Source organism: Neisseria flavescens, from assembly GCF_001618065.1.
Taxonomy (GTDB): Bacteria; Pseudomonadota; Gammaproteobacteria; order Burkholderiales; family Neisseriaceae; genus Neisseria; species Neisseria flavescens_A.
This window is the reverse complement of sequence record NZ_LAEI01000034.1, coordinates 1-21,150: the sequence shown is the minus strand read 5'-3', so window position 1 is coordinate 21,150 and position 21,150 is coordinate 1. Positions and strand designations below refer to the sequence as shown.

The 21,150-nt window shown below is 49.4% G+C and carries 21 protein-coding genes and 1 pseudogene; 10 read left to right on the top strand and 12 right to left on the bottom strand.

Annotation, left to right across the window (positions count from 1 at the left end; translation table 11 throughout):
• The first annotated feature begins 123 nt into the window (after nt 1-123).
• The 10 genes from TW89_RS12010 (at nt 124) to ispH (ending at nt 8,322) form a co-directional block, all read left to right on the top strand.
• Entirely contained in the window at nt 124-369 is a 246-nt protein-coding gene (locus TW89_RS12010; protein ID WP_283114531.1) for a hypothetical protein, read from the top strand.
• Nucleotides 366-623 carry a hypothetical protein gene (locus TW89_RS12005; RefSeq protein ID WP_283114530.1) on the top strand — a complete coding sequence of 86 codons (258 nt, stop codon included), beginning with the start codon at nt 366-368 and terminating at the stop codon, nt 621-623. The genes TW89_RS12010 and TW89_RS12005 overlap by 4 nt, the downstream gene beginning before the upstream one ends.
• A 392-nt stretch (nt 624-1,015) precedes the next feature.
• Entirely contained in the window at nt 1,016-2,695 is a 1,680-nt protein-coding gene (pilB, locus tag TW89_RS04735) for a type IV-A pilus assembly ATPase PilB (RefSeq protein WP_128580699.1), read from the top strand.
• A gap of 79 nt (nt 2,696-2,774) precedes the next feature.
• A complete protein-coding gene (locus TW89_RS04730) occupies nt 2,775-4,016 on the top strand; it encodes a type II secretion system F family protein (RefSeq protein WP_101756016.1) in 1,242 nt (413 codons plus the stop codon).
• A gap of 1 nt (nt 4,017) precedes the next feature.
• Nucleotides 4,018-4,905 (top strand): prepilin peptidase, encoded by an 888-nt coding sequence (locus TW89_RS04725; RefSeq protein ID WP_128580698.1) that lies wholly within the window; start codon nt 4,018-4,020, stop codon nt 4,903-4,905.
• Nucleotides 4,905-5,525 carry a dephospho-CoA kinase gene (coaE, locus tag TW89_RS04720; RefSeq protein ID WP_128580697.1) on the top strand — a complete coding sequence of 207 codons (621 nt, stop codon included), beginning with the start codon at nt 4,905-4,907 and terminating at the stop codon, nt 5,523-5,525. Before TW89_RS04725 ends, coaE begins: the two co-directional genes overlap by 1 nt.
• Nucleotides 5,522-5,704, top strand: a complete 183-nt coding sequence (yacG, locus tag TW89_RS04715) for a DNA gyrase inhibitor YacG (RefSeq protein ID WP_128580696.1) — start codon at nt 5,522-5,524, stop codon at nt 5,702-5,704. Before coaE ends, yacG begins: the two co-directional genes overlap by 4 nt.
• A gap of 81 nt (nt 5,705-5,785) precedes the next feature.
• Nucleotides 5,786-6,685 (top strand): glycine--tRNA ligase subunit alpha, encoded by a 900-nt coding sequence (glyQ, locus tag TW89_RS04710; protein ID WP_128580695.1) that lies wholly within the window; start codon nt 5,786-5,788, stop codon nt 6,683-6,685.
• A gap of 148 nt (nt 6,686-6,833) precedes the next feature.
• Entirely contained in the window at nt 6,834-7,340 is a 507-nt protein-coding gene (gene lspA / locus TW89_RS04705; RefSeq protein ID WP_164836697.1) for a signal peptidase II, read from the top strand.
• 13 nt (nt 7,341-7,353) lie between these two features.
• Nucleotides 7,354-8,322 (top strand): 4-hydroxy-3-methylbut-2-enyl diphosphate reductase, encoded by a 969-nt coding sequence (gene ispH, locus TW89_RS04700; protein ID WP_128580693.1) that lies wholly within the window; start codon nt 7,354-7,356, stop codon nt 8,320-8,322.
• A gap of 118 nt (nt 8,323-8,440) precedes the next feature.
• Here ispH and ftsZ read toward each other — a convergent pair whose 3' ends face one another.
• The 12 genes and pseudogenes from ftsZ to TW89_RS12000 form a co-directional block, all read right to left on the bottom strand.
• Entirely contained in the window at nt 8,441-9,640 is a 1,200-nt protein-coding gene (ftsZ, locus tag TW89_RS04695; protein ID WP_003682480.1) for a cell division protein FtsZ, read from the bottom strand.
• A 252-nt stretch (nt 9,641-9,892) separates the two neighbouring features.
• Nucleotides 9,893-11,143, bottom strand: a complete 1,251-nt coding sequence (gene ftsA, locus TW89_RS04690; protein ID WP_004518873.1) for a cell division protein FtsA — start codon at nt 11,141-11,143, stop codon at nt 9,893-9,895.
• 74 nt (nt 11,144-11,217) lie between these two features.
• On the bottom strand, nt 11,218-11,937 hold the full coding sequence (locus TW89_RS04685; protein WP_128580692.1) for a cell division protein FtsQ/DivIB: 720 nt from the start codon (nt 11,935-11,937) through the stop codon (nt 11,218-11,220).
• Nucleotides 11,927-12,841, bottom strand: coding sequence for a D-alanine--D-alanine ligase (locus TW89_RS04680; RefSeq protein ID WP_128580691.1), 915 nt, complete (start codon nt 12,839-12,841; stop codon nt 11,927-11,929). Before TW89_RS04680 ends, TW89_RS04685 begins: the two co-directional genes overlap by 11 nt.
• An 88-nt stretch (nt 12,842-12,929) precedes the next feature.
• Entirely contained in the window at nt 12,930-14,339 is a 1,410-nt protein-coding gene (gene murC / locus TW89_RS04675) for a UDP-N-acetylmuramate--L-alanine ligase (protein WP_063076123.1), read from the bottom strand.
• 166 nt (nt 14,340-14,505) lie between these two features.
• Nucleotides 14,506-15,573 (bottom strand): undecaprenyldiphospho-muramoylpentapeptide beta-N-acetylglucosaminyltransferase, encoded by a 1,068-nt coding sequence (gene murG / locus TW89_RS04670; protein WP_128580690.1) that lies wholly within the window; start codon nt 15,571-15,573, stop codon nt 14,506-14,508.
• 4 nt (nt 15,574-15,577) lie between these two features.
• Nucleotides 15,578-16,840 (bottom strand): FtsW/RodA/SpoVE family cell cycle protein, encoded by a 1,263-nt coding sequence (locus tag TW89_RS04665; protein ID WP_049328391.1) that lies wholly within the window; start codon nt 16,838-16,840, stop codon nt 15,578-15,580.
• A 271-nt stretch (nt 16,841-17,111) separates the two neighbouring features.
• Nucleotides 17,112-18,608 (bottom strand): amidase, encoded by a 1,497-nt coding sequence (locus TW89_RS04660; protein WP_128580689.1) that lies wholly within the window; start codon nt 18,606-18,608, stop codon nt 17,112-17,114.
• Nucleotides 18,609-18,851: 243 nt separating this feature from the next.
• Nucleotides 18,852-20,190 (bottom strand): annotated as a pseudogene (gene murD / locus TW89_RS04655) (UDP-N-acetylmuramoyl-L-alanine--D-glutamate ligase).
• A 44-nt stretch (nt 20,191-20,234) separates the two neighbouring features.
• The gene (locus TW89_RS04650) at nt 20,235-20,597 is read right to left on the bottom strand and encodes a tetratricopeptide repeat protein (RefSeq protein ID WP_283114520.1); all 363 of its coding nucleotides are present in this window, start codon (nt 20,595-20,597) and stop codon (nt 20,235-20,237) included.
• 85 nt (nt 20,598-20,682) lie between these two features.
• Nucleotides 20,683-20,919, bottom strand: coding sequence for a tetratricopeptide repeat protein (locus tag TW89_RS04645; RefSeq protein WP_128580700.1), 237 nt, complete (start codon nt 20,917-20,919; stop codon nt 20,683-20,685).
• Nucleotides 20,885-21,022, bottom strand: a complete 138-nt coding sequence (locus tag TW89_RS12000; RefSeq protein ID WP_283114533.1) for an SEL1-like repeat protein — start codon at nt 21,020-21,022, stop codon at nt 20,885-20,887. The genes TW89_RS04645 and TW89_RS12000 overlap by 35 nt, the downstream gene beginning before the upstream one ends.
• Between the last annotated feature and the right edge of the window lie 128 nt (nt 21,023-21,150).

Genomic DNA, 21,150 nt, shown 5'->3' with positions numbered 1-21,150 from the left:
GACTGCCACATCATTAGAAGGCAAAGCAAACGACCGTTTACAGTACTGGCTTTGCACAAGCGGAATTGGAGCAAAGGCGTGTAAGGCTTAAATCCAAAATAGTCCCCACGCCCGAGAACCTTTATGCGCTGTTTTACGATTGCCGACGGCACGCTTGGCTACCACGGTATTGTACCCAAACGCCACAACGCTCTCACTCAGCCCCATTCCAGAAGCGAAACACCGCTTGCCCATCTATCCTTCAACCAAGACGGATACAGCAGCTACTGCCGCGAATATGCCTCTTATCAACAATGGCTGGTAGAACGCAACGAAACACGCTATCAAGGCACACAGGCGCACGGTCAAGGTTACGATGCAAAAATATGATGCATACTTTCCGCCTGCTTGAAACCGCGCGCGATATTGCCCTTCATGGCGAAATCCGTCCACGCCGTCCCAATCGTGACGAATTGCTGGCCATCAAGCGCGGTTCTTTTCCTTACGATGAACTGTTGGCGCGTGCAGAAACATTGATTAACGAAGTAGAAAATTTGTTCGCCCAGTCCGATCTACCGGAAGCTGTAAACAGCAGTTTGGCAATCAATGCCCTTGTCGAAATCCGAATCAAGATTTACGGATAAGAGAATCAAAAACAGAGGCCGTCTGAAATTATGTGTTTCCGCTTTTCAGACGGCCTTTTCATATTTCAAATTCCAACCGTCTATCCATCAAAACAACCTTTTCTGCCATCTCCAAACAAGCAATAGCAACATGAAATATAATTTCGTTATTGATTGGATTCATACGACAAAATTGTTGTTTTTTCATCATAATCCAAAAGTATCGAGTTTAACGCCTATTCTCCTTGCTTTATAATGGCCGTCTGAAATAAAAATACAATTAAAGCAAAAGCATGTCTTTGCAACTTAAGCAGATTTGCATAATTAAATATATGCTTTAATCATAATGATGATAAAATAATACGGCTTTCCTCTAAATTAAAGGGAAAACTGCACAAGAAACGGAAAATAAAATGAGTGTCGGATTATTGCGTGTTTTGGTTCAAAGCCAGACCATCTCAAATCAACAAGCGGAACATTACAACAACCTTTTACAATCAGGCAAAGAAATCCTGCCCAACCTGTTTTCAGACGGCATCATCTCCCCTAAAGCTTTAGGAGAATTAGTCGCGCGCGTATTCAGCTACCCCCTTTTAGATTTGCACTACTATCCGCGCAATAATGTAGTCAGCGACATTCTGACGGAAGAGCAAATGGTGCAAAACCGTTGCATTCCGATTTTCAAACGCGGACGCAAGGTTTATTTCGCCGTATCCGATCCGACCCAAATCCAAAACTTTCAAAAAATCGCTTTTGCTTCAGGTTTAAGTGTCGACTTGGTAGTGGTTCCAGACGACCAGCTCAGCTCATTGCTGGAATGGTTGGGTCAACGTTCGACCACCATTCTGAAAGAAATCAACGACGAACATGAAGCAACGCAGCAATCGCAATCGCTTTATATCGACAATGAAGAAGCTGAAGACGGCCCTATCCCCCGCTTCATCCACAAAACCTTATCCGATGCCCTGAACGCGGGCGCATCGGACATCCACTTTGAATTCTACGAACAAATGGCGCGCGTCCGTTTCCGTGTGGACGGACAATTGCGCGAAGTCGTACAGCCACCTGTCGCCGTGCGCGGCCAGTTGGCATCGCGCATCAAAGTGATGGCGCGTTTGGATATTTCCGAAAAACGTATTCCGCAAGACGGCAGAATTCAAATTGCCTTCCATAAACACGGCCGTCCGATTGACTTCCGTGTCAGCACTTTGCCGACATTGTTCGGCGAAAAAGTGGTAATGCGTATCCTAAATTCCGATGGTACATCGCTCAATATCGACCAGCTCGGTTTAGAGCCTTTCCAAAAAGAAATGCTGTTAGAAGCCATCAACCGCCCTTACGGCATGGTATTGGTTACCGGTCCGACAGGTTCGGGCAAAACTGTTTCGCTCTATACCTGCCTGAGTATTTTGAACACGGAAGATGTGAATATTTCGACGGCAGAAGATCCGGCCGAGATTAACCTGCCGGGCGTTAACCAAGTCAACGTCAATGAAAAACAAGGCCTGACGTTTGCCGCTGCACTCCGATCCTTCTTGCGTCAAGATCCTGATATTATTATGGTTGGTGAGATCCGAGACTTGGAAACCGCTGACATCGCCATTAAAGCTGCCCAAACCGGCCACATGGTTTTCTCGACCCTGCATACCAATAATGCACCGGCCACGCTGTCCCGCCTTTTGAACATGGGTGTCGAGCCTTTCAACATCGCCAGCTCGGTCAGCCTGATTATGGCGCAAAGGCTGTTGCGCAGACTGTGTCCAAACTGCAAACGCGAAGTTGAACGCCCTCCGGTTCCGGCATTGAAAAAAGCCGGCTTTACCGATGCGGACTTGGCTCAAGATTGGAAGCTCTACCGCCCGGTTGGTTGCGACAGCTGCCGCGGTAAAGGCTTTAAAGGCCGCGTCGGTATTTATGAAGTCATGCCGGTCAGCGATGAAATGCAAAAAGTCATTATGAACAACGGTACAGAAGTTGATATCATGAACATGGCCTATCAGGAAGGCATGGTAGATTTGCGTCGTGCCGGCCTCATGAAAGTCATGCAAGGCCTGACCTCGTTGGAAGAAGTGACTGCTCATACCAATGACTAAACTGCCATATTTTCGAAAATTAAAATAAAGCGGCACGGGGAAACAGTCCGCTTTATTTCTTACTAACAAGGGATAACTCATGGCTCAAGCAGAGCAAAAAAGAAGTCTGTTCGGCTCAAGAAGCAAAGGCAAGCGTTTTACATTTGAAGGAAAAAACATCGAGACCGAACGTCTTGTCCGCGGCGAAGTAGTTGCCAAAGACGAAGAAGAAGCACGCAAAAAACTCCAACGCAGAGGCATTCGCCCTTTGCGTATCAGTAAAGTCAAAACCGCACGTAAACGCCGTATTACCCAAGAAGACATTACAGTGTTCACCCGCCAACTGGCAACAATGATGAAGGCAGGCTTACCGCTGATGCAGGCTTTTGAAATCGTTGCGCGCGGCCACTCCAATCCGAGCATGACCGAAATGCTGATGCAGGTTCGCTCCGATGTCGAACAAGGTAGCGCATTAGGCAAATCGTTCTCCAAATATCCAAAATATTTCGACCGTTTCTATTGCAATCTGGTCAGCGCAGGCGAATCCGGCGGCGTACTGGAAAGCCTATTGGACAAACTGGCTGTCTATAAAGAAAAAACCCAGGCCATTAAGAAAAAGGTTAAAACCGCACTGACCTACCCAATTGCCATTATCGTGGTGGCGATTGCGCTTATCTTCATCATGATGATGTTTGTACTGCCTGCCTTTAAAGAAGTTTATGCCAATATGGGTGCAGAGCTGCCAAGCCTTACCCAACTCGTCATGAGCTTATCCGATTTATTCGTCGACTATGGCTGGATTATGATCATCCTTTTGATTGTTTCCGCCTTCGGTCTGTACAAACTCCATGAAAAATCGCCTACTTTCCAAAAACGAATCGATGCTTTGATTTTGAGACTGCCTGTTTTTGGCACCATCGTCCGAAAAGCGACTATCGCCCGTTGGGCGCGTACGACCTCCACCCTCTTCGCAGCCGGCGTTCCTTTGGTGGAAGTATTAGATTCAGTTGCAGGCGCATCCGGCAATATTCTCTATGAAGAAGCCACTCAAGACATTCGAGCCAAGGTAACCCAAGGTCTGTCGCTGACATCCAGTATGCAAAGTACGGATATGTTCCCCAACATGGTGATCCAAATGGCAGCCATCGGCGAAGAGTCAGGCTCTTTGGACGATATGCTGAACAAAGCAGCCGAATTCTACGAAGATGAAGTAGACAACTCCGTCTCCCGCTTATCTGCCTTGATGGAACCTATCATCATGGTGGTATTGGGTTCGCTCATCGGTATTTTGCTGATTGCCATGTATCTGCCGCTGTTTAACTTGGGTAATGTCGTAGGTTGATATGCTTGATAGTATTTACTCTACCATCGATGCCCTCTCTGCTCTTGCGCCATTCACTATTCCTTTAGCCGTTATTTTAGGATTACTGATTGGCAGCTTTCTGAACGTCGTCATTTATCGCACGCCGATAATGATGGAACGCGAATGGACACAATTTTCTAAAGAGCATTTGGGCATCGAGCTGACAGAAGAAGAAAAACAGCTATTTAATCTGCGCAAACCGGATTCACGCTGTCCTGAATGCAAAAGTCCGATCAGATTTTGGCAAAATATACCCATCCTCAGCTATGTTTTCCTGGGCGGGAAATGCCACTCCTGCAAAACCGCGATCGGCATACGCTATCCGCTGATTGAGCTACTGACAGGTGTCTTATTCGGTATTGTCGCGTGGCAATACGGCTGGTCATGGGCGACTATTGGCGGATTCATTCTAACTGCCATATTGATTGCGCTGACCTTTATCGATGCCGATACTCAATATTTACCCGACAGCCTGACTCAGCCCCTAATTTGGATCGGCCTGCTGTTTAATCTGAATGACACATTCGTTCCCCTGCATTCAGCCGTTTTAGGCACAATCGCAGGCTATATGAGCCTTTATACTTTATGCGCCGTCTATAAACTTCTGACCGGTAAAATCGGCATGGGCAATGGCGACTTCAAACTTTTGGCCGCGCTAGGGGCATGGCTGGGCGTAGGAATTTTGCCTGTTCTGGTATTCATGGCTGCCTTAGTCGGACTGGTGGGCGCACTCATTGCCCGCGTCGGTAAAGGTCAATATTTTGCTTTTGGTCCTAGCCTTGCTGTGGCAGGATGGATTATTTTGGTTGCCAATGCACCTATTACCCAACTGGTACAATGGTGGCTCGTACAATCAGGATTCCGATAATGACATTATGGATAGGCTTGACCGGCGGTATTGGTAGCGGCAAATCATCTATCGCCCAAATGTTTGCCAAACTTGGCGTACCCATTATCGATGCTGATGCCATCAGCCGCTCACTGACCGCTGAAAACGGCGAAGCCCTTCCTGCCATCCGCCAACTTTTCGGCGATGAGGTTTTTGACAGTGAAGGCCGTCTGAATCGTATGGCTTTACGAGAAGAAGTTTTCAGACGACCTCAATCCAAAAAACAACTGGAAAACCTGCTTCTGCCATTAATCTTAAACAAAATCCAACAGCAGAAACAAGAACTTGCCTCCTCTACTTACGGCATTATCGATGTCCCGCTTTTGATTGAGAATCCGGCATTTAAAGCGGAGACCGACCGCATTTTGGTTGTAGATGTTCCGGAGTCCGTCCAAATCGAACGCGTACATCAACGCAATGGTTTTTCAGAAGAACAAACGCGCCAAATCATGGTCACCCAAGCTTCTCGATGTGACAGACTGCTTCATGCCGACGATGTATTGGACAATACCCATAGCTTGGAAGAAGCAAAAATCAAGGTTGCCCGCTTGCATCAATACTATCAATCCATTGCAAAAACTCTGAAAGAAACTGCATGACCGCTCCTGTTGTAAAATGTCCGACCTGCCACAAAGAAGTCGTTTGGAACATCGACAGCCCCTACCGCCCTTTCTGCAGCAAACGGTGCAAACTCATTGATTTAGGCGAATGGGCACAAGAAAAATACACCGTTTCTTCGGAAGACGATCCCTTTTCAGACCTGTTGGACGGCAAATAAACTGCGCCGCCTCCTTCAGCCTATCCAAAACAGGCTCAAAACAGTAAAATACCCTTTTTATTCCAATCTATTCCATCCACCATGCTCACCTTCCAACAAATTATTTTCAAATTACAAAACTACTGGGCAGACAAAGGCTGCACCGTTATCCAACCTTTCGATATGGAAGTCGGTGCTGGTACTTCGCATCCAGCCACCTGCCTGCGCGCATTAGGCCCAGAGCCTTGGTTTGCCGCTTACGTTCAACCCAGCCGCCGCCCCAAAGACGGCCGCTATGGCGACAACCCCAACCGCCTGCAACATTACTATCAATTCCAAGTTGCGCTCAAACCTGCGCCAGCCAATATTCAAGACCTATACCTCGATTCCCTGCGCGAATTGGGTATCGACCCTAAAATACACGACATCCGCTTTGTCGAAGACGACTGGGAAAACCCTACTCTCGGCGCTTGGGGCTTGGGTTGGGAAGTTTGGCTCAACGGCATGGAAGTAACCCAATTCACCTACTTCCAACAAGTCGGCGGTATCGACTGCTCCCCTGTACTTGGTGAAATCACCTACGGTATCGAGCGTCTTGCCATGTATCTGCAAGGCGTGGAAAACGTGTACGACCTCGTTTGGGCAAAAACCCTTGATGGCAACATCGTCACTTACGGCGACGTTTATCATCAAAACGAAGTCGAACAATCAACCTACAACTTCGAATACAGCGATGCCGATTGGCTCTTGCGCCAATTCAACGACTATGAAGAACAAGCCAAACGCCTGCTTGCAGTTGAAGACACCAGTCTTGCCCTGCCTGCTTACGAGCTTGTACTCAAAGCCGGCCACACGTTCAACCTCTTAGATGCACGCGGCGCCATTTCTGTTACCGAACGCGCAACCTACATCGGCCGTATTCGTGCACTGAGCCGTATCGTTGCACAAAAATTCGTTGAAAGCCGCGAGAAACTGGGCTTCCCATTGCTTAAAAACCAATAAACCCGCACATGCTTACCACGCCGCCCTTTGATACATTCAAGTGGCGGCGTTTCTATTTTCAGACGGCCTTAACGTCGATGCCATCGCAAACACTTCCTGCCTGCTTTCAGGTAAAATAAGCCCTTTATTACATAAACCGTCTGAAAACATGAGTTCATCCTCTTCTGCAAAAACGCCCTTTTTCTTACTTTCCCTCGTTGCCATCATTCTTGACCAACTGAGCAAATGGGAAATCTTGAAACACTTTACCGAAGGCGAACGCCTCAATATCATTCCAGACTTTTTTGACCTGACCCTTGCCTATAATCCAGGCGCGGCATTCAGCTTTTTGGCCGACCAAGGCGGCTGGCAAAAATTCTTCTTTTTAGGTCTGGCAGTCGTTATCAGCCTGTATTTAGCCCGTGCCATTTTGCGTGATGAGTTTGGCCGCTGGGGCAAATTGGGTGCAGCCATGATTATCGGTGGCGCGATTGGCAATGTGGTTGACCGTCTGATTCATGGCCACGTTGTCGATTTTCTGCTTTTCTATTGGCAAAACTGGTTCTACCCCGCATTTAACATTGCCGACAGCTTTATCTGCGTTGGCGCAGTTTGCTTGGTAATAGACGGTTTGCTGCACAAAAAAACACCTTCAAACGACACAAAGGCCGTCTGAAAACGGAACACACATGACTCAAAAAACCATTATCCTTGCCAATCCCCGCGGCTTCTGTGCCGGTGTTGACCGTGCCATCAGCATTGTTGAACGTGCACTCGAAGAATTCGGCGCGCCCATTTACGTCCGCCATGAGGTCGTTCACAACAAATTCGTCGTGGACAATCTGCGGGCAAAAGGTGCCGTCTTTGTTGATGACTTGGCGGATGTCCCAAAGGGTGCCACACTGATTTACTCTGCTCACGGCGTATCCAAAGCCGTACAGGAAGAAGCGGTGCAACGTGGTTTCCGAGTTTTTGATGCCACCTGCCCTTTGGTAACCAAAGTCCATAAAGAAGTAGCCCGCCTTGATGAGCAAGATTACGAAATTATCATGATCGGCCACAAAGGCCACGTCGAAGTAGAAGGCACGATGGGACAATTACCTCCGGGTAAAATGTTTCTGGTTGAGACAGTGGAAGATGTAGCCGGACTGAACGTCAAGAATCCTGACAAACTTGCCTACGTCAGCCAAACCACTTTATCGGTGGATGAAACCAAAGACATTATTGCAGCTTTAAACCAACGCTTCCCCAATATCCGCAATCCGCGCAAAGAAGACATCTGCTACGCCACAACCAACCGCCAAACCGCTGTTAAAGAATTGGCCGAAGAATGCGATCTCGTAATTGTTGTCGGCTCGCCCAACTCTTCCAACAGCAACCGCTTGCGTGAAGTAGCCGCATTGCGCGGGGTCGATGCCTATATGGTCGATAATGCTTCCTACCTGAAAAAAGAATGGTTTGAAAACAAAACTAAGGTCGGTGTCACTGCCGGTGCATCTGCACCCGAAGTCTTGGTTCGAGAAGTCTTACAAACCATTCAAGACTGGGGACATGAGACCATACGCGAAGGAGCAGGCGCAGAAGAAAGCATTGTATTTGTCTTGCCTAAAGAGTTGCGTCGTGAGGGTGAAAACAAGCAAATTCTCAATAAAGGGTAAGTTTGTTATTTGCTTTATTTGAACTTAAGGCCGTCTGAAAATTTTCAGACGGCCTTAAGTATATTTTACTAATAAAAAGACCTGCCTTAAAGGCAGGTCTTTTCATACATTATCCTGATTATTTCTCAGAAGTATGTTGCTGACGGCGCAAGATAGCAGGAATTTCAAAGTCATCCAGTACAGACTGGTTGCTGAAATCAGCCGCAGTCAGATTCATAGAACGGATATTGCGGTTGGTACGAACCAGGCTTTCAGCACTGCTTTGGCTTTGAGCTTGAGGCGCTTCTTCCGCACCACGTACCAATTGTTGGGTACGGGCAGCAGCACGCAGTTGGTTGTCAGTACCGTTTTCTTTCAAGCCGGTAGCAATGATGGTAATACGGATAGCGTCTTCGCTCATGCTCTCGTCTTCGGCAGCACCAAATTTGCATTCCACTTCAGGGTGTGCATTTTGGTTGACGATACGCATAATCTCGTTGAACTCAGACATTTTCAGGCAACCAGGAGCAGTGGTAATGTTTACCAATACACCGCGTGCACCATCCAAAGTAACGTTATCCAAGAGCGGGCTGGAGATAGCTTGATCGGTAGCTAATCGGGCACGGTCGATACCTTGTGCGAAACCTGAACCCATCATAGCGATACCGCGATTGCTCATCACAGTTTTCACGTCGGCAAAGTCCAAGTTGATCATGTCGCTAGGGCAAGTCACCACTTCGGAAATACCGGCAACCGCGTCACGCAGTACATTGTCTGCCGCACGGAAAGCTTCACGCATGGTCACGTCTTCGCCCAAGGCAGTCATCAATTTATCGTTCGGGATAATAATCAGGGAATCGACGCGCTCTTTGAGTTGATCCAAACCTGCTTGAGCGATATGCACGCGTTTACCTTCGTAAGCAAACGGACGGGTTACAACTGCAACGGTCAGGATACCCATTTCTTTAGCGATTTCAGCCACAACGGGAGCAGAGCCGGTACCTGTACCACCACCCATACCAGTAGTGATGAACAGCATGTTTGCACCGCGGATGGCATCTTCAATGGCTTCACGATCTTCTTGAGCAGCGGCGCGGCCAATTTCAGGATTTGCACCGGCACCTAAACCGCGAGTCAAGTTTGTACCCAATTGAATGCGTTTAGCCGCATTGTTTTTAGCCAATGATTGCGCATCGGTATTGGCACTGATGAACTCAACACCATGAATAGTGTTGGCAACCATGTTGTTGATGGCATTACAGCCGCCGCCGCCCAAACCGATAACTTTAATAACAGCAGGGCTCGTTGCTGATTCTGCTACGTCGTAAACAAATTCCATTCAATAATCCTCCGCGCCCCGCTTTATAAGGACGGTTCAAAAATAACTCATTATCCGTATTATATAAGAAGTATCCAGATACTGGCAAAAATCTTCTTACCATTCGGCTGTCGGCGTTATATTTTTACTACATTTTTTAACAGAAAATATACAAGTTTTAAATTATCCACTTGGCAATTATTTAAAACCGTTTAATTCCACTTAAATATTCAGGACAAACGGTTGCTGCACCGCCTGCCCTGAAAACTTTTATCAGAAATTGTCTCTGAAGAATCTTTGGATTTTTTCCCACAGACCCATTTTTTTTCCTGAATCATTCAGGGCAATCGCACCGGTTCGGCTGGTTTGCTCACCCTCTTCGGCAGCATAGGCCGTCTGAAGCAGGCCAATCGCTGTTGAATAGCGTGGATTGCGGATACGCTCGGATACGCCGCCCATTTCTTGTGGAACACCGATACGCGCCGGCAGGTTGAAGACTTCTTCCGCCAACTCAACAATACCGGTCAACATAGAAGCACCACCGGTCAAAACGATACCGGAAGTCAACACTTCTTCAGGGAAACCGGAGCGGCGCAATTCGTTCAGCGTCAACTCCAAAATTTCTTCTACACGCGGGCCGATGATTTCAGCCAATACGCGGCGTGAAATTTGACGTGATTGACGGTCGCCAACACTAGGAACTTCAATCATTTCATCCAAGCCGTCCATAGTCGGAATAGCAGCACCATAATGGATTTTGATGTACTCAGCTGCACTGTGCGGCGTACGCAAGGCTTGTGCCAAGTCTTTGGTAATCAAATCGCCGGCAACGGGAATAACCGCAGTATGGCGGATTGCACCATTGGTATAAACCGCGATGTCGGTCGTACCGCCACCGATATCAATGACGCACACGCCCAAATCTTTTTCGTCTTCAGTCAAAACGGCGTGACCACTTGCCAAAGGCTGAAGCATGATTTGATCCATTTGCAGGCCGCAACGTTGGATACATTTTTGGATATTTTGCAAAGCAGTGTTCGCACCGGTAATGATGTGTACACGAGTATCCAAACGCACGCCGCTCATGCCGATAGGCTCTTTCACACCGGGTTGGTTGTCGATGATGTACTCTTGAACCACAGTATGCAAGATGTTGTGATCAGGCGGAATATTGATGGCTTTGGCCGTTTCGATGGCACGATCGATGTCGGCTTGCGATACTTCGCCATCTTTAATTTTGACCACGCCTTGTGAATTCAGGCTGCGGATATGGTTACCGGCAATACCGGTGACGACGTGGGAAATTTTGGTATCTGCCATCAGTTCGGCATCCTCTACCGCCTGACGAATGGCTTGTGCAGTGGCGTCAATGTTGGTCACCATACCTGCACGCAGGCCGCGTGAAGGGCTTTGACCCAAGCCAACAATGTGGATTTCGTTATCTTCCCGAATCTCGCCGATTAAGGCGATGACCTTGGACGTACCAATGTCTAAGGCACTGATATATTTATTTTGTTGTTCCATAATTGCTCGTTCGCTATGTTGTCTGACTGACGGTTTGATTATTTTTGAAACAAGATTGCTTCACGTCTAATCGGCTATTCACTGTCGGAAAGGTTTTCAGACGGCCTGTAACGGACTGAAAAACCATCCTTATAACGCATATCGACATACTCGATACGACTTTGTTTTTTACGCAGCAGCGATGGCCAAATCTGGGCAAACTGCTGCAAACGTTTGATTTCGTTTTCACGCCCCAAGCGCACGGTAATGCCGTTGTTCAATACAAGCAGCCATGCCGACCGCGGCGTGTAGATCAATTCTTTGATGGTCAGTTTCAACGGACTCAAAATACCGGAAAAGTCCGCATAATGTTTGACCATGTCTTTGCCTGTCCCCTGCTGCCCTTCAAATATAGGCAGGTCCTGTTTCAGGCTTGCGGCAAACACATTGCCCTTACTGTCCACCAAGCCGCCTGCGCGCCAATGCGCAACCGGCACGCGCTCGGTCAGGATAATTTCCACGGTTTCCGGAAAACGGCGGCGTACCATTGCCGAGTCAATCCAAGGCAACTCCTGAAAAGCTGCCTGCGCCGAATCAATATCAGCGCGGAACATATTACCCCTGATATGTTCTCGTGCAACGGTTTGCAATTCTTTGCTGGAAGCATATTTCAGCTTGCCCTGAATGGCAATCTGTTTCACAGGGAAATAATTGGAATTGTAAAGCCAAGCTATGCCCGAACCTATCAGCAGAAAGGCCATCAGCAACAATAGCCGGCGGGTCAGCCGACCCAGTGCGCCTGCATCATCCCACATGAGCGGTCTTCAAAATCTCAATACATAAATCAGCAAAATCTACGCCGGTATGGGCTGCAGATTTTGGCACCAAACTATGGCTGGTCATGCCGGGCAAGGTATTGATTTCCAAAAGATACAGCTTACCGTCCGTATCTTTCAGGAAGTCCACGCGCGAACAGCCGTCCGCACCAATCGCCTGCGCGCCACGCACAGCCAGTTCGCGCATCAGGTTTTCCTCCGCCTCGCTCAAATCTTCCGATGGGCATTGATAAACCGTATCGTCGCGGTTGTATTTAGCCTCGTAGTCGTAAAACTCGGTAGCCGGAATAATATGAATGCTCGGCAGACCTTTACCGTTCAATACCGGGCAAGAATATTCGCCGCCGCCGATAAAGCGTTCGGCAATGATTTCGCCCTGCAAGTGTTTCAATTCTTCGTAAACGCTTTTCAGACGGCCTTTTTCTTTGACTTTTACCACGCCGACGCTGCTGCCTTCTGAGGCAGGTTTCACAAACATCGGCAGACCCAATTTTTCTTCAACGGCATCAAAGTCGCTGTCGTCATGCAATACGGCAAATTCAGGGACAGGCAAGCCCACGGCCTGCCAAATCAATTTGCAGCGGTATTTGTCCATACCCAGCGCAGAAGCGGCTACACCGCTGCCGGTGTAAGGAATACCCATCAGTTCCAACGCGCCTTGAATCGCGCCATCTTCGCCGAAAGTGCCGTGCAGAATATTGAAGGCCGTCTGAAAACCTTGTGTTTTCAATTCAGACAACGGGGTTTCTTTGGGATCGAACGCATGGGCATCGATGCCTTTGCTTTTCAAGGCAGCCAAAATAGCGGCGCCGCTGTCCAGCGAAACTTCACGCTCGCTGGAGAACCCCCCCATCAACACGGCCACTTTGCCAAAATTCTGCATAATTTCTACTTTCTTAAATACTGATACAGGCCGTCTGAAATATTGTTCAGACGACCTATGTGTCCTCAAAGGCAAATATGCCTATTTATTATGATTGTTTCGACAATTCCACCAATGCAGATGGAACGCGGTTGATACTGCCGGCACCCATATTCAACACAACATCGCCGTCCTGCAAAACATTCAGCAGCATTTGCGGCAGGTCGGCAACATTTTCGCAGTAAATCGGCTCAAGTTTGCCCAATACGCGGATGGCGCGTGCCAGAGCGCGGGAATCGGCTGCGGCAATCGGCTCTTCGCCTGCGGCATAAACTTCGGTCAACACCAGCGCATCGACGGTATTGAGGACTTTGGTAAAGTCTTCAAACAAATCGCGTGTACGGGTATAGCGGTGCGGTTGGAAAGCCAAGACCAAGCGTTTTTCAGGGTATGCACCGCGTGCGGCGGAAAGGGTTGCTGCCATTTCAACAGGATGGTGGCCATAATCGTCCACCAGCAAAGCAGTTCCGCCGTTTGGTAATTTAATGTCGCCATATTTTTGGAAGCGGCGGCCGACACCTTCAAAGCCGAGCAAGCCTTTTTGAATGGCCTCAACCGATGCACCAACTTCCAACGCAACGCCGATAGCCGCCAACGCATTGAGGACGTTGTGGCGGCCGGGCATATTCAAAACAACCTCAAACGGCTCTTGCTCATGTCCTTTCATTTGAACATGAACGGTAAATTTCATTTGAGCGCCGATGTTTTCAATATCGGTTGCGTAGATATCGGCAGTATCGTCCAAGCCGTAAGTGGCGTAAGGCTTGCTCACTTTGGGCAAAATCGCGCGGACGTGTTCGCTGTCAATACACAAGAATGCCTTACCGTAAAACGGCATACGGTGGATGAAATCCACAAACGCCTGATGCAGTTTCTCAACGCTGTGGCCGTAAGTGTCCATATGGTCTTCGTCGATATTGGTCACGACGGACATAATCGGCGTCAGATACAGGAAAGAAGCATCGGATTCGTCGGCTTCGGCAACGATGTATTCGCCTTTACCCAAACGGGCATTGGTACCAGCAGCATTGAGCTTGCCACCGATAACGAAAGTCGGGTCAAGTCCTGCCGCGCCGAGAATAGAAGCGGTCAGGCTGGTGGTCGTGGTTTTACCGTGCGTACCGGCAATGGCGATACCATCGCGGAAGCGCATCAATTCTGCCAACATCAATGCGCGCGGAATCACGGGAATCTGCTGTTCCAACGCGGCAACAACTTCCGGATTGTCTTTTTTGACAGCAGTAGAGGTAACGACCACGTCGGCACCATTGACGTGTTCGGCAGTATGACCTGGGTAAACTTGGATGCCGAGAGCGCTCAAATGCTCAGTAACGGCATTACGCGCCTGATCCGAACCGGAAACTTTAAAGCCCAAATTGTGTAAAACTTCGGCAATACCGCTCATGCCGACGCCGCCGATTCCGACAAAATGGATGTTGGTCACTCGATTTTTCATCATAACGTTGCGTTCCGGTTGGTTTTTAGTGCGTAAAGGCGTTATTTTAAAGGGCTATCCGCTTCTGCGCTATGCTTTTATTGTAAAGGAATTTTAACAAAAGCAATAAAGGCCGTCTGAAATGCCTTTAATCAACTTTTCAGATGGCCTTTACTCGAAGTCTGCCTGCTTATTCAGTGCAGGATATGGCAATTTCCGCCACATCGTCCGCACTGTGCGGTAACGCCAAGGTACGGGCATTTTTCGCCCATTTCAGGCATTTTTCACGGTTTAATCCGCCGAGGGTTTCGGCCAGTTTTTCTGCCGTCAGTTGAGTTTGTGGCAGCAGCAAACCAGCTTCAGCTTGTACCATAAAGCGCGCATTGGCCGTTTGGTGATCGTCCACTGCGTGCGGATACGGTACCAGCAATGCACCCAAACCGGCAGCCGTCAGCTCGGCAATCGTCAGCGCGCCGGCACGGCAAATCACCAAATCGGCATCACGGTAGGCGGATACCATATCGGTAATAAATTCCACGCACTCGGCTTGCACACCTAATGCATCGTAATCCGCCTGTAGGTTACCCAATTTATTGCGGCCGGACTGATGATACATTTGCGGACGAGCCTCCTCAGGCAACAATGCCAAAGCTTGCGGGACGGTTTTGTTCAACACATCCGCACCCAAACTGCCGCCCACCACCAAAACTTTCAGACGGCCTTGACGGTTTTCAAAGCGTTCTTCAGGAACAGGCAATGCCGCAATATCGGCACGGACAGGGTTACCCACCAATCCCCCTTCATGTTGAAAGGCTTTGGGGAAAGCGTACAAGACACGTTTTGCCCAACGCGACAATTGGCGGTTGGACAAACCGGCTATGGCGTTTTGCTCGTGAATCACAATCGGCACACCGGAAATTTTTGCCGCCAAACCGCCGGGGAAAGTAACGAAACCACCAAAACCGATAACGCACTCGACACGGTGTTTCTTAATAATCTGCTGCGCGGCTCGGACGGTTTTATACAACGTAAACGGCAACATCAGCTTGCGCTTGATGCCGTTGCCGCGGATGCCTTTAATGGCCAGCGTTTCCAAGCGTATGCTGTATTGCGGCACGATACGCTCTTCCATCGAATCCTGACTGCCCAGCCAAATCACATGATGGCCGCGCTTTTGCAGCGACTCGGCAACCGCCAATGCAGGGAAAATATGACCGCCCGTACCGCCGGCCATCAGCATAAAAGTTTTACCGCTCATGGTTTTACTCCACTGAATAACCGCGCATTTTTTGGCGGTTTTCATAATCAATGCGCAATAACAAAGTAACGCACACCAGCATGATAAAGACAGCCGAACCGCCGTAAGACATAAACGGCAAAGTCAGGCCTTTAGTGGGCAGGATACCGATGTTTACACCGATATTGAAGAAACTTTGAATACCAATCCAAATACCGATACCGTTGGCAATATACGCGCTGAACATCAAGCCCGAATCACGCGCCTGCTTGCCGATGGAAAACGCACGCCACACCAGCCAGCCGTAGCAGAACACCAAAACCAGCATCCCTAAAAAGCCGAATTCTTCGCCGATGACGGCAAAAATAAAGTCCGTGTGCGCTTCAGGCAGATAGAAACGTTTTTCCAAACTCGCACCCAAGCCCTCGCCAAACCAGCCACCGCGCGCAATCGCCATCAAGGAATGTGTCAGCTGATAGCCTTTACCCAAAGGATCGCTCCAAGGGTCCAAAAACGCCGCTACACGCGCCATACGGTAAGGTGCGGCTAAAATCAACAAACCCATACCGCTCACAACGGTCGCCACCAATACGGCAAAATACTTCCACGGAAAACCTGCCAAAAACAGCATACCCATGGTAATCACGACAATCACGACAAACGAGCCAAAGTCCGGCTGACCCATAATCAAAACTAAACCGACCGCCACCAACATAATCGGCAGAATCAAGGTCTTAAACTTGCGGAAGCGTTCCTTTACCCTTACCCAAGCTTCACTTTTAAAAGGGCTGCACACCAAATCGCCAATACCGGTAAACAAAGACGACCAACCCAAAGAATCCAAATCGCGCAACATTTCTTCACGGCGCGTAAACAGGCTGGACAAATACAAGACCGTCGCCAATTTGAAAAATTCAGTCGGTTGCAAGTTGAGCGGTCCGATATGAATCCAGCGCGTCGCGCCATTAATCTCACGGCCGACAAACAAAACCAGCAACAACAGCAAACCTGAAACAGCAAAATAAAACGGAATAATCCGCCGCCAGAAACTCATCTTCAGCAGGAAAAGCGGCAAGCATATAGCCACTGTAAACAGGATAAACATTGCCTGTTTGGACACAAAAGAAAACTGGCTGCCCCCTTCCGATGCTGCATACGCAATAGAAGCCGAATAAATCATAATCAGGCTGAAGACCGTCATTAAGACGACCATCCACAAGAGAGAAACATCAAACTTCCGACCATCGCGCGCAATCGGCCGGTCAAGCATTTTGGAAAGACTAATCATGAAAACATCCGTAACGGCTTGAATAAAATATTCAGACGGCCTGCTAATGGGCAAGAGGCCGTCTGAAAAAATGAATTAACGTTATTTTAAAGGTTTATTTCCAAACCAACAATTCAGAATCTTTAAAGATGCCGGATTCTGACGTTCTTTGCACCCTCCCCTACCCTTTGATACCGGCAAAAGGCCGTCTGAAAACGCTTTTATGTTCTCAGACGGCCTTGTATAAATTTTTTCTTCAGAAAAATAGGCTACTTTTTATCCAATACAAACCCTAAGCCAACTGCGGTATTTCCACCCACGGCTGTATCTGTTCCAACTGCGCTGCAAGGCGGAGCAGCGTGTCTTCGCGTCCGTGAGCGGCGGCAAACTGAGTACCGACGGGCAGCTCGTTATGCCGGTAAAGCGGCACGCTCATGGCGGGGTTGCCGCTCATGTTCAGCGGCGACGTATAACCGACGTATTGCAGCGCGGCGGCGGCTTCTTTTTCTAAAAACGGGTTGTTTTTCAACAGAAAACCCAAGCGCAGCGTGCCAAACAGCAGGCGCATGGCTTTTTGTGCGGCGGGCGGCGGCATCATCTCGCCGATTTTCGGCGTGGTGCGCGGGCAGACGGGCGTCATTAACACGTCGTAGCGTGTGAAAAATGCTTTGGCGGCACGTTCCTGCGCCAGCATCACGTCGCGCGCCCATGCCATTTCGCCCGCACTGATTTGCCGCCCCTGCACAATCATTGCCCACGTTGTCGGTTCAAGCAGGCAGTGCGGCAGTTTTTGTCCGGTTTCGTATTGATATTGGTAGAACAGTTTTGCCGTTTCGCCCATGATGATGATGCGGGCGGCGCGGTTGAGCTGTTCGGGCGGCGCGAAATCGGGCGTGGCCTCTTCCAATTCGTGTCCCGCGTCTTGCATCAGTTTCAAACTATGGGCGAACGCGGCTTCCGTGCCTTCGTCGTTACCGCCGCCAAACCATGTCTGTTTCCAAAAAGCGATTTTCAGACGACCTGTTTCTAGTTTCAGGCTGTCTGCAAAACCGTTTTCAGGCGGCGGCGGGCAGGCATACAGGGCGCGGGCTTGGGTTTGGGCGGCGATGTCTAGCAAAACCGCGCTGTCGCGCACGCTGCGGGTCAACACATGGTCGCATACCAAACCTTGCCATGCCTCCGATGCGTTCGGCGCGTAACTACTGCGGCCGCGCGTGGGTTTCAACCCGAACACGCCGCAGTTGTGCGCGGGTAAGCGGATGGAGCCGCCGCCGTCGCTGCCGTGCGCTGCGGGTACGACGCCCGAAGCCACTGCCGCCGCTGCACCGCCGCTGCTGCCGCCCGCGGTGTAATCCAAATGCCACGGATTGCGCGTGATGCCGTAGATTTCGGTTTCGGTAACGGCATATGCGCCCCATTCGGGCGTGGTGGTTTTGCCGAACACGCGCAGCCCCGCATCGAGATAGGCTTGGGTCAAATCGCTGTTTTGCTTGGCAATGTAATGCTGCATCATGCGCGAACCCGACCATGTCGGCGCGCCTTCCCAATCCGCCAGCAGGTCTTTGAGCAAAAACGGCACGCCCGCCAGCGGCGTATCGGTATTTTCAGACGACCCCTGCCACGCCGCCGCGCGTTCGCGCAAATCGTGCGCCAACAGATTAAGCTTGGGATTGACTTCGTCCAAGCGGTTTAAAGCAGCCTGCAACACTTCATCGGCACACACTTCTTTTTTGCGGATCAGCTCTGCCAAACCGACGGCATCGTAACGGATGTAGTCTTGAAAATTCATGGGTTTTCCTTTCGGATTGATGAACACACGTTTTTTCGGTCAGGCATAGTTGCCCGCCGCCTCGCCGTTTGCCCGCATAGGCAAATTTTAAGAAACAGTAACACCGGATAAAGGCAAGGAACAAGTTTACCGTTGCTGCAAAAAGGTCGTCTGAAACTGCCTTAACGTTTTCAGACGACCTTTGAGACAATGACACACAAGGTTTACGGTAAAACCAACCCTCTTTTCATCTTTCAGACGGCCTTACAAAGCTTTGAACGCTTCGATAAACACTTCCGAACGGTGCGCATAGCCTTTAAACATATCAAAGCTTGCACAAGCCGGGCTGAGCAACACGATATCGCCCGCTTCGGCTTGGGCATATGCCGTCTGAACCGCTTCTTCCAAAGTGGCGCAGTCGGTCATATTCAGATCGCAGCCGTCCAAATCGCGGCGGATTTGCGGCGCATCGACGCCGATCAGGAACACGCCTTTTGCCTTGCCGACAAGCGCATCGCGCAGGGGCGTGAAGTCCTGCCCTTTGCCCATACCGCCCAAAATCACGAAGAGCGGATTTTGCAAACCGGCAATCGCGGCGGCGGTCGCGCCGACATTCGTGCCTTTGCTGTCGTCGATAAACACCACACCGTTTTTCTCGCCAATTTTTTCCACGCGGTGCGGCAGGCCTTGGAAGGTTTTAACGTGTTCGAGCAACTCATTTCGCGGCAAACCGACGGCCTCGCACAAGGCGACGGCAGCCATAACATTGGCGGCATTGTGCAAGCCTTGCAGCGGGATGTCTTGCGTGGCAATCAAATCTTCATTGCCTTGTTTCAGGCGGCCTGTCTCACGTTCCAACCAAAAATCGGCTTCGTGTTCCAAAGAAAACCATTTCACCTCGCGCCCTGCTCGTTTCATCGCACGACAGAACACGTCGTCCGCATTCAAAACCTGCACGCCATCGCCACGGAAAATCTTATCCTTGGTATGCGCATAATCAAGCAAGTCATCATAGCGGTCGAGATGGTCTTCGGAAATGTTCAATACCGTCGCCGCAGTCGGGCGCAGACTTTCGGTGTTTTCCAGTTGGAAGCTGGAAAGCTCCAACACCCACACGTCAGCCTTTTTGCCTTCGCGCTGCAATTCCGCCTCCAAAACCGGCGTACCGATATTGCCCGCGATAACGGTATCCTAGCCCGCACTTGATGCAGAGATAGCCGACCAAGCTCGTTACCGTGGTTTTGCCGTTGCTGCCGGTAATTGCAATCACTTTGTCGCCGCGGCGGTTCACAATATCCGCCAGCAATTCAATGTCGCCCAACACGCGCCCGCCGTTTCGCTTAAAGGCCTCGATATCCGGCTGCCGCTCGCTGATGCCGGGACTGAGCGCCAGAATATCGAAACCATTATCCAACGCATCTTTCAGACGGCCCGTATAAAACACCAGCCCGTCAAACATCTTACCGATTTGCGACACGCGCTCGGCTTTCAGCTCCGCATCATACGCAGCCACCTCCGCGCCGTTTTTGCGCAGATAAGCAATCATGGAAATGCCCGTACCACCAAGTCCGGCGACGAGGATTTTTTTGTTTTGAAAAGTCATTTTGGTTTTGTCCTAGTTTTTTCAGACGGCCTTTGAATAAGGATTCAATATCCTGCCTGATTCAATTCACGATAAGCATCACAACTTTGTTGTAGTCCGTTATCACAAGCCTTACCAAGCCATTCTTTAGCACTTTTATAGTTTTGACGGACTCCTTGCCCATAGGCATACATCAAACCTAAATTATATTGGGCATTGGCAACCCCTTGTTCCGCAGCCTTACGAAACCACTGCGCTGCCTGTGCATCGTGTTGACGAACTCCTAGCCCATGAGCATACATCACACCCAAATTATATTGGGCCGCAGCATACCCTTGTTCTGCAGTTTGAAGCGTTTCCTGAAAATCCGGCACATCATCCGCTAAAACCGCTTGCGCCAAGTCCAAAGACAGTAGAACTACCATCATTTTTTTAATAATTTATTCATTCTAAAATTCATTTCTTTCAAATTATTGTTTCTGTTTTATCCTTGGGTTTCAGACGACCTTTGATTCAAAATTCTGCATCATCCAAGTGGCGATACCCCTCGCAGCCTTGCTGCAATCCATTCTGACATGCCTTACCAAACCACTCCTTAGCAAGATTATGATTTTGACGAATGCCTCGTCCGTGATAATACATTAACCCCAAATTATATTGAGCTTCAGCAAGCCCTTGTTCTGCCGCCTTGCGATACCACTGCACTACCTGTGTATCATCTTGACGGACTCCTTGCCCCTTGGCGTACATTAAACCCAATTATATTGAGCTTCGGCCACCCTTGTTCTGCCGCCTTGCGATACCAATGTACTGCCTGCTTATCATCTTGACGGACTCCTTGCCCTTGAACGATACATCACACCCAAATTTAACTTAGTAGCCTTTGCTACTCCCTTGTTCCGTCTCGCCTTACGATACCACTGCACTGCCTGCCTATCATCTGACGAACTCCTTGTCCTTGGCATACATCCAACCCAATTA

What these genes read in the sequence shown, in the direction of transcription:
- TW89_RS12010 (WP_283114531.1), top strand. Translation starts at nt 124, where the DNA reads ATGCGCTGTTTTACGATTGCCGACGGCACGCTTGGCTACCACGGTATT.
- TW89_RS12005 (WP_283114530.1), top strand. Translation starts at nt 366, where the DNA reads ATGATGCATACTTTCCGCCTGCTTGAAACCGCGCGCGATATTGCCCTT.
- pilB (WP_128580699.1), top strand. Translation starts at nt 1,016, where the DNA reads ATGAGTGTCGGATTATTGCGTGTTTTGGTTCAAAGCCAGACCATCTCA.
- TW89_RS04730 (WP_101756016.1), top strand. Translation starts at nt 2,775, where the DNA reads ATGGCTCAAGCAGAGCAAAAAAGAAGTCTGTTCGGCTCAAGAAGCAAA.
- TW89_RS04725 (WP_128580698.1), top strand. Translation starts at nt 4,018, where the DNA reads ATGCTTGATAGTATTTACTCTACCATCGATGCCCTCTCTGCTCTTGCG.
- coaE (WP_128580697.1), top strand. Translation starts at nt 4,905, where the DNA reads ATGACATTATGGATAGGCTTGACCGGCGGTATTGGTAGCGGCAAATCA.
- yacG (WP_128580696.1), top strand. Translation starts at nt 5,522, where the DNA reads ATGACCGCTCCTGTTGTAAAATGTCCGACCTGCCACAAAGAAGTCGTT.
- glyQ (WP_128580695.1), top strand. Translation starts at nt 5,786, where the DNA reads ATGCTCACCTTCCAACAAATTATTTTCAAATTACAAAACTACTGGGCA.
- lspA (WP_164836697.1), top strand. Translation starts at nt 6,834, where the DNA reads ATGAGTTCATCCTCTTCTGCAAAAACGCCCTTTTTCTTACTTTCCCTC.
- ispH (WP_128580693.1), top strand. Translation starts at nt 7,354, where the DNA reads ATGACTCAAAAAACCATTATCCTTGCCAATCCCCGCGGCTTCTGTGCC.
- ftsZ (WP_003682480.1), bottom strand. Translation starts at nt 9,640, where the DNA reads ATGGAATTTGTTTACGACGTAGCAGAATCAGCAACGAGCCCTGCTGTT.
- ftsA (WP_004518873.1), bottom strand. Translation starts at nt 11,143, where the DNA reads ATGGAACAACAAAATAAATATATCAGTGCCTTAGACATTGGTACGTCC.
- TW89_RS04685 (WP_128580692.1), bottom strand. Translation starts at nt 11,937, where the DNA reads ATGTGGGATGATGCAGGCGCACTGGGTCGGCTGACCCGCCGGCTATTG.
- TW89_RS04680 (WP_128580691.1), bottom strand. Translation starts at nt 12,841, where the DNA reads ATGCAGAATTTTGGCAAAGTGGCCGTGTTGATGGGGGGGTTCTCCAGC.
- murC (WP_063076123.1), bottom strand. Translation starts at nt 14,339, where the DNA reads ATGATGAAAAATCGAGTGACCAACATCCATTTTGTCGGAATCGGCGGC.
- murG (WP_128580690.1), bottom strand. Translation starts at nt 15,573, where the DNA reads ATGAGCGGTAAAACTTTTATGCTGATGGCCGGCGGTACGGGCGGTCAT.
- TW89_RS04665 (WP_049328391.1), bottom strand. Translation starts at nt 16,840, where the DNA reads ATGATTAGTCTTTCCAAAATGCTTGACCGGCCGATTGCGCGCGATGGT.
- TW89_RS04660 (WP_128580689.1), bottom strand. Translation starts at nt 18,608, where the DNA reads ATGAATTTTCAAGACTACATCCGTTACGATGCCGTCGGTTTGGCAGAG.
- TW89_RS04650 (WP_283114520.1), bottom strand. Translation starts at nt 20,597, where the DNA reads ATGATGGTAGTTCTACTGTCTTTGGACTTGGCGCAAGCGGTTTTAGCG.
- TW89_RS04645 (WP_128580700.1), bottom strand. Translation starts at nt 20,919, where the DNA reads ATGTACGCCAAGGGGCAAGGAGTCCGTCAAGATGATACACAGGTAGTG.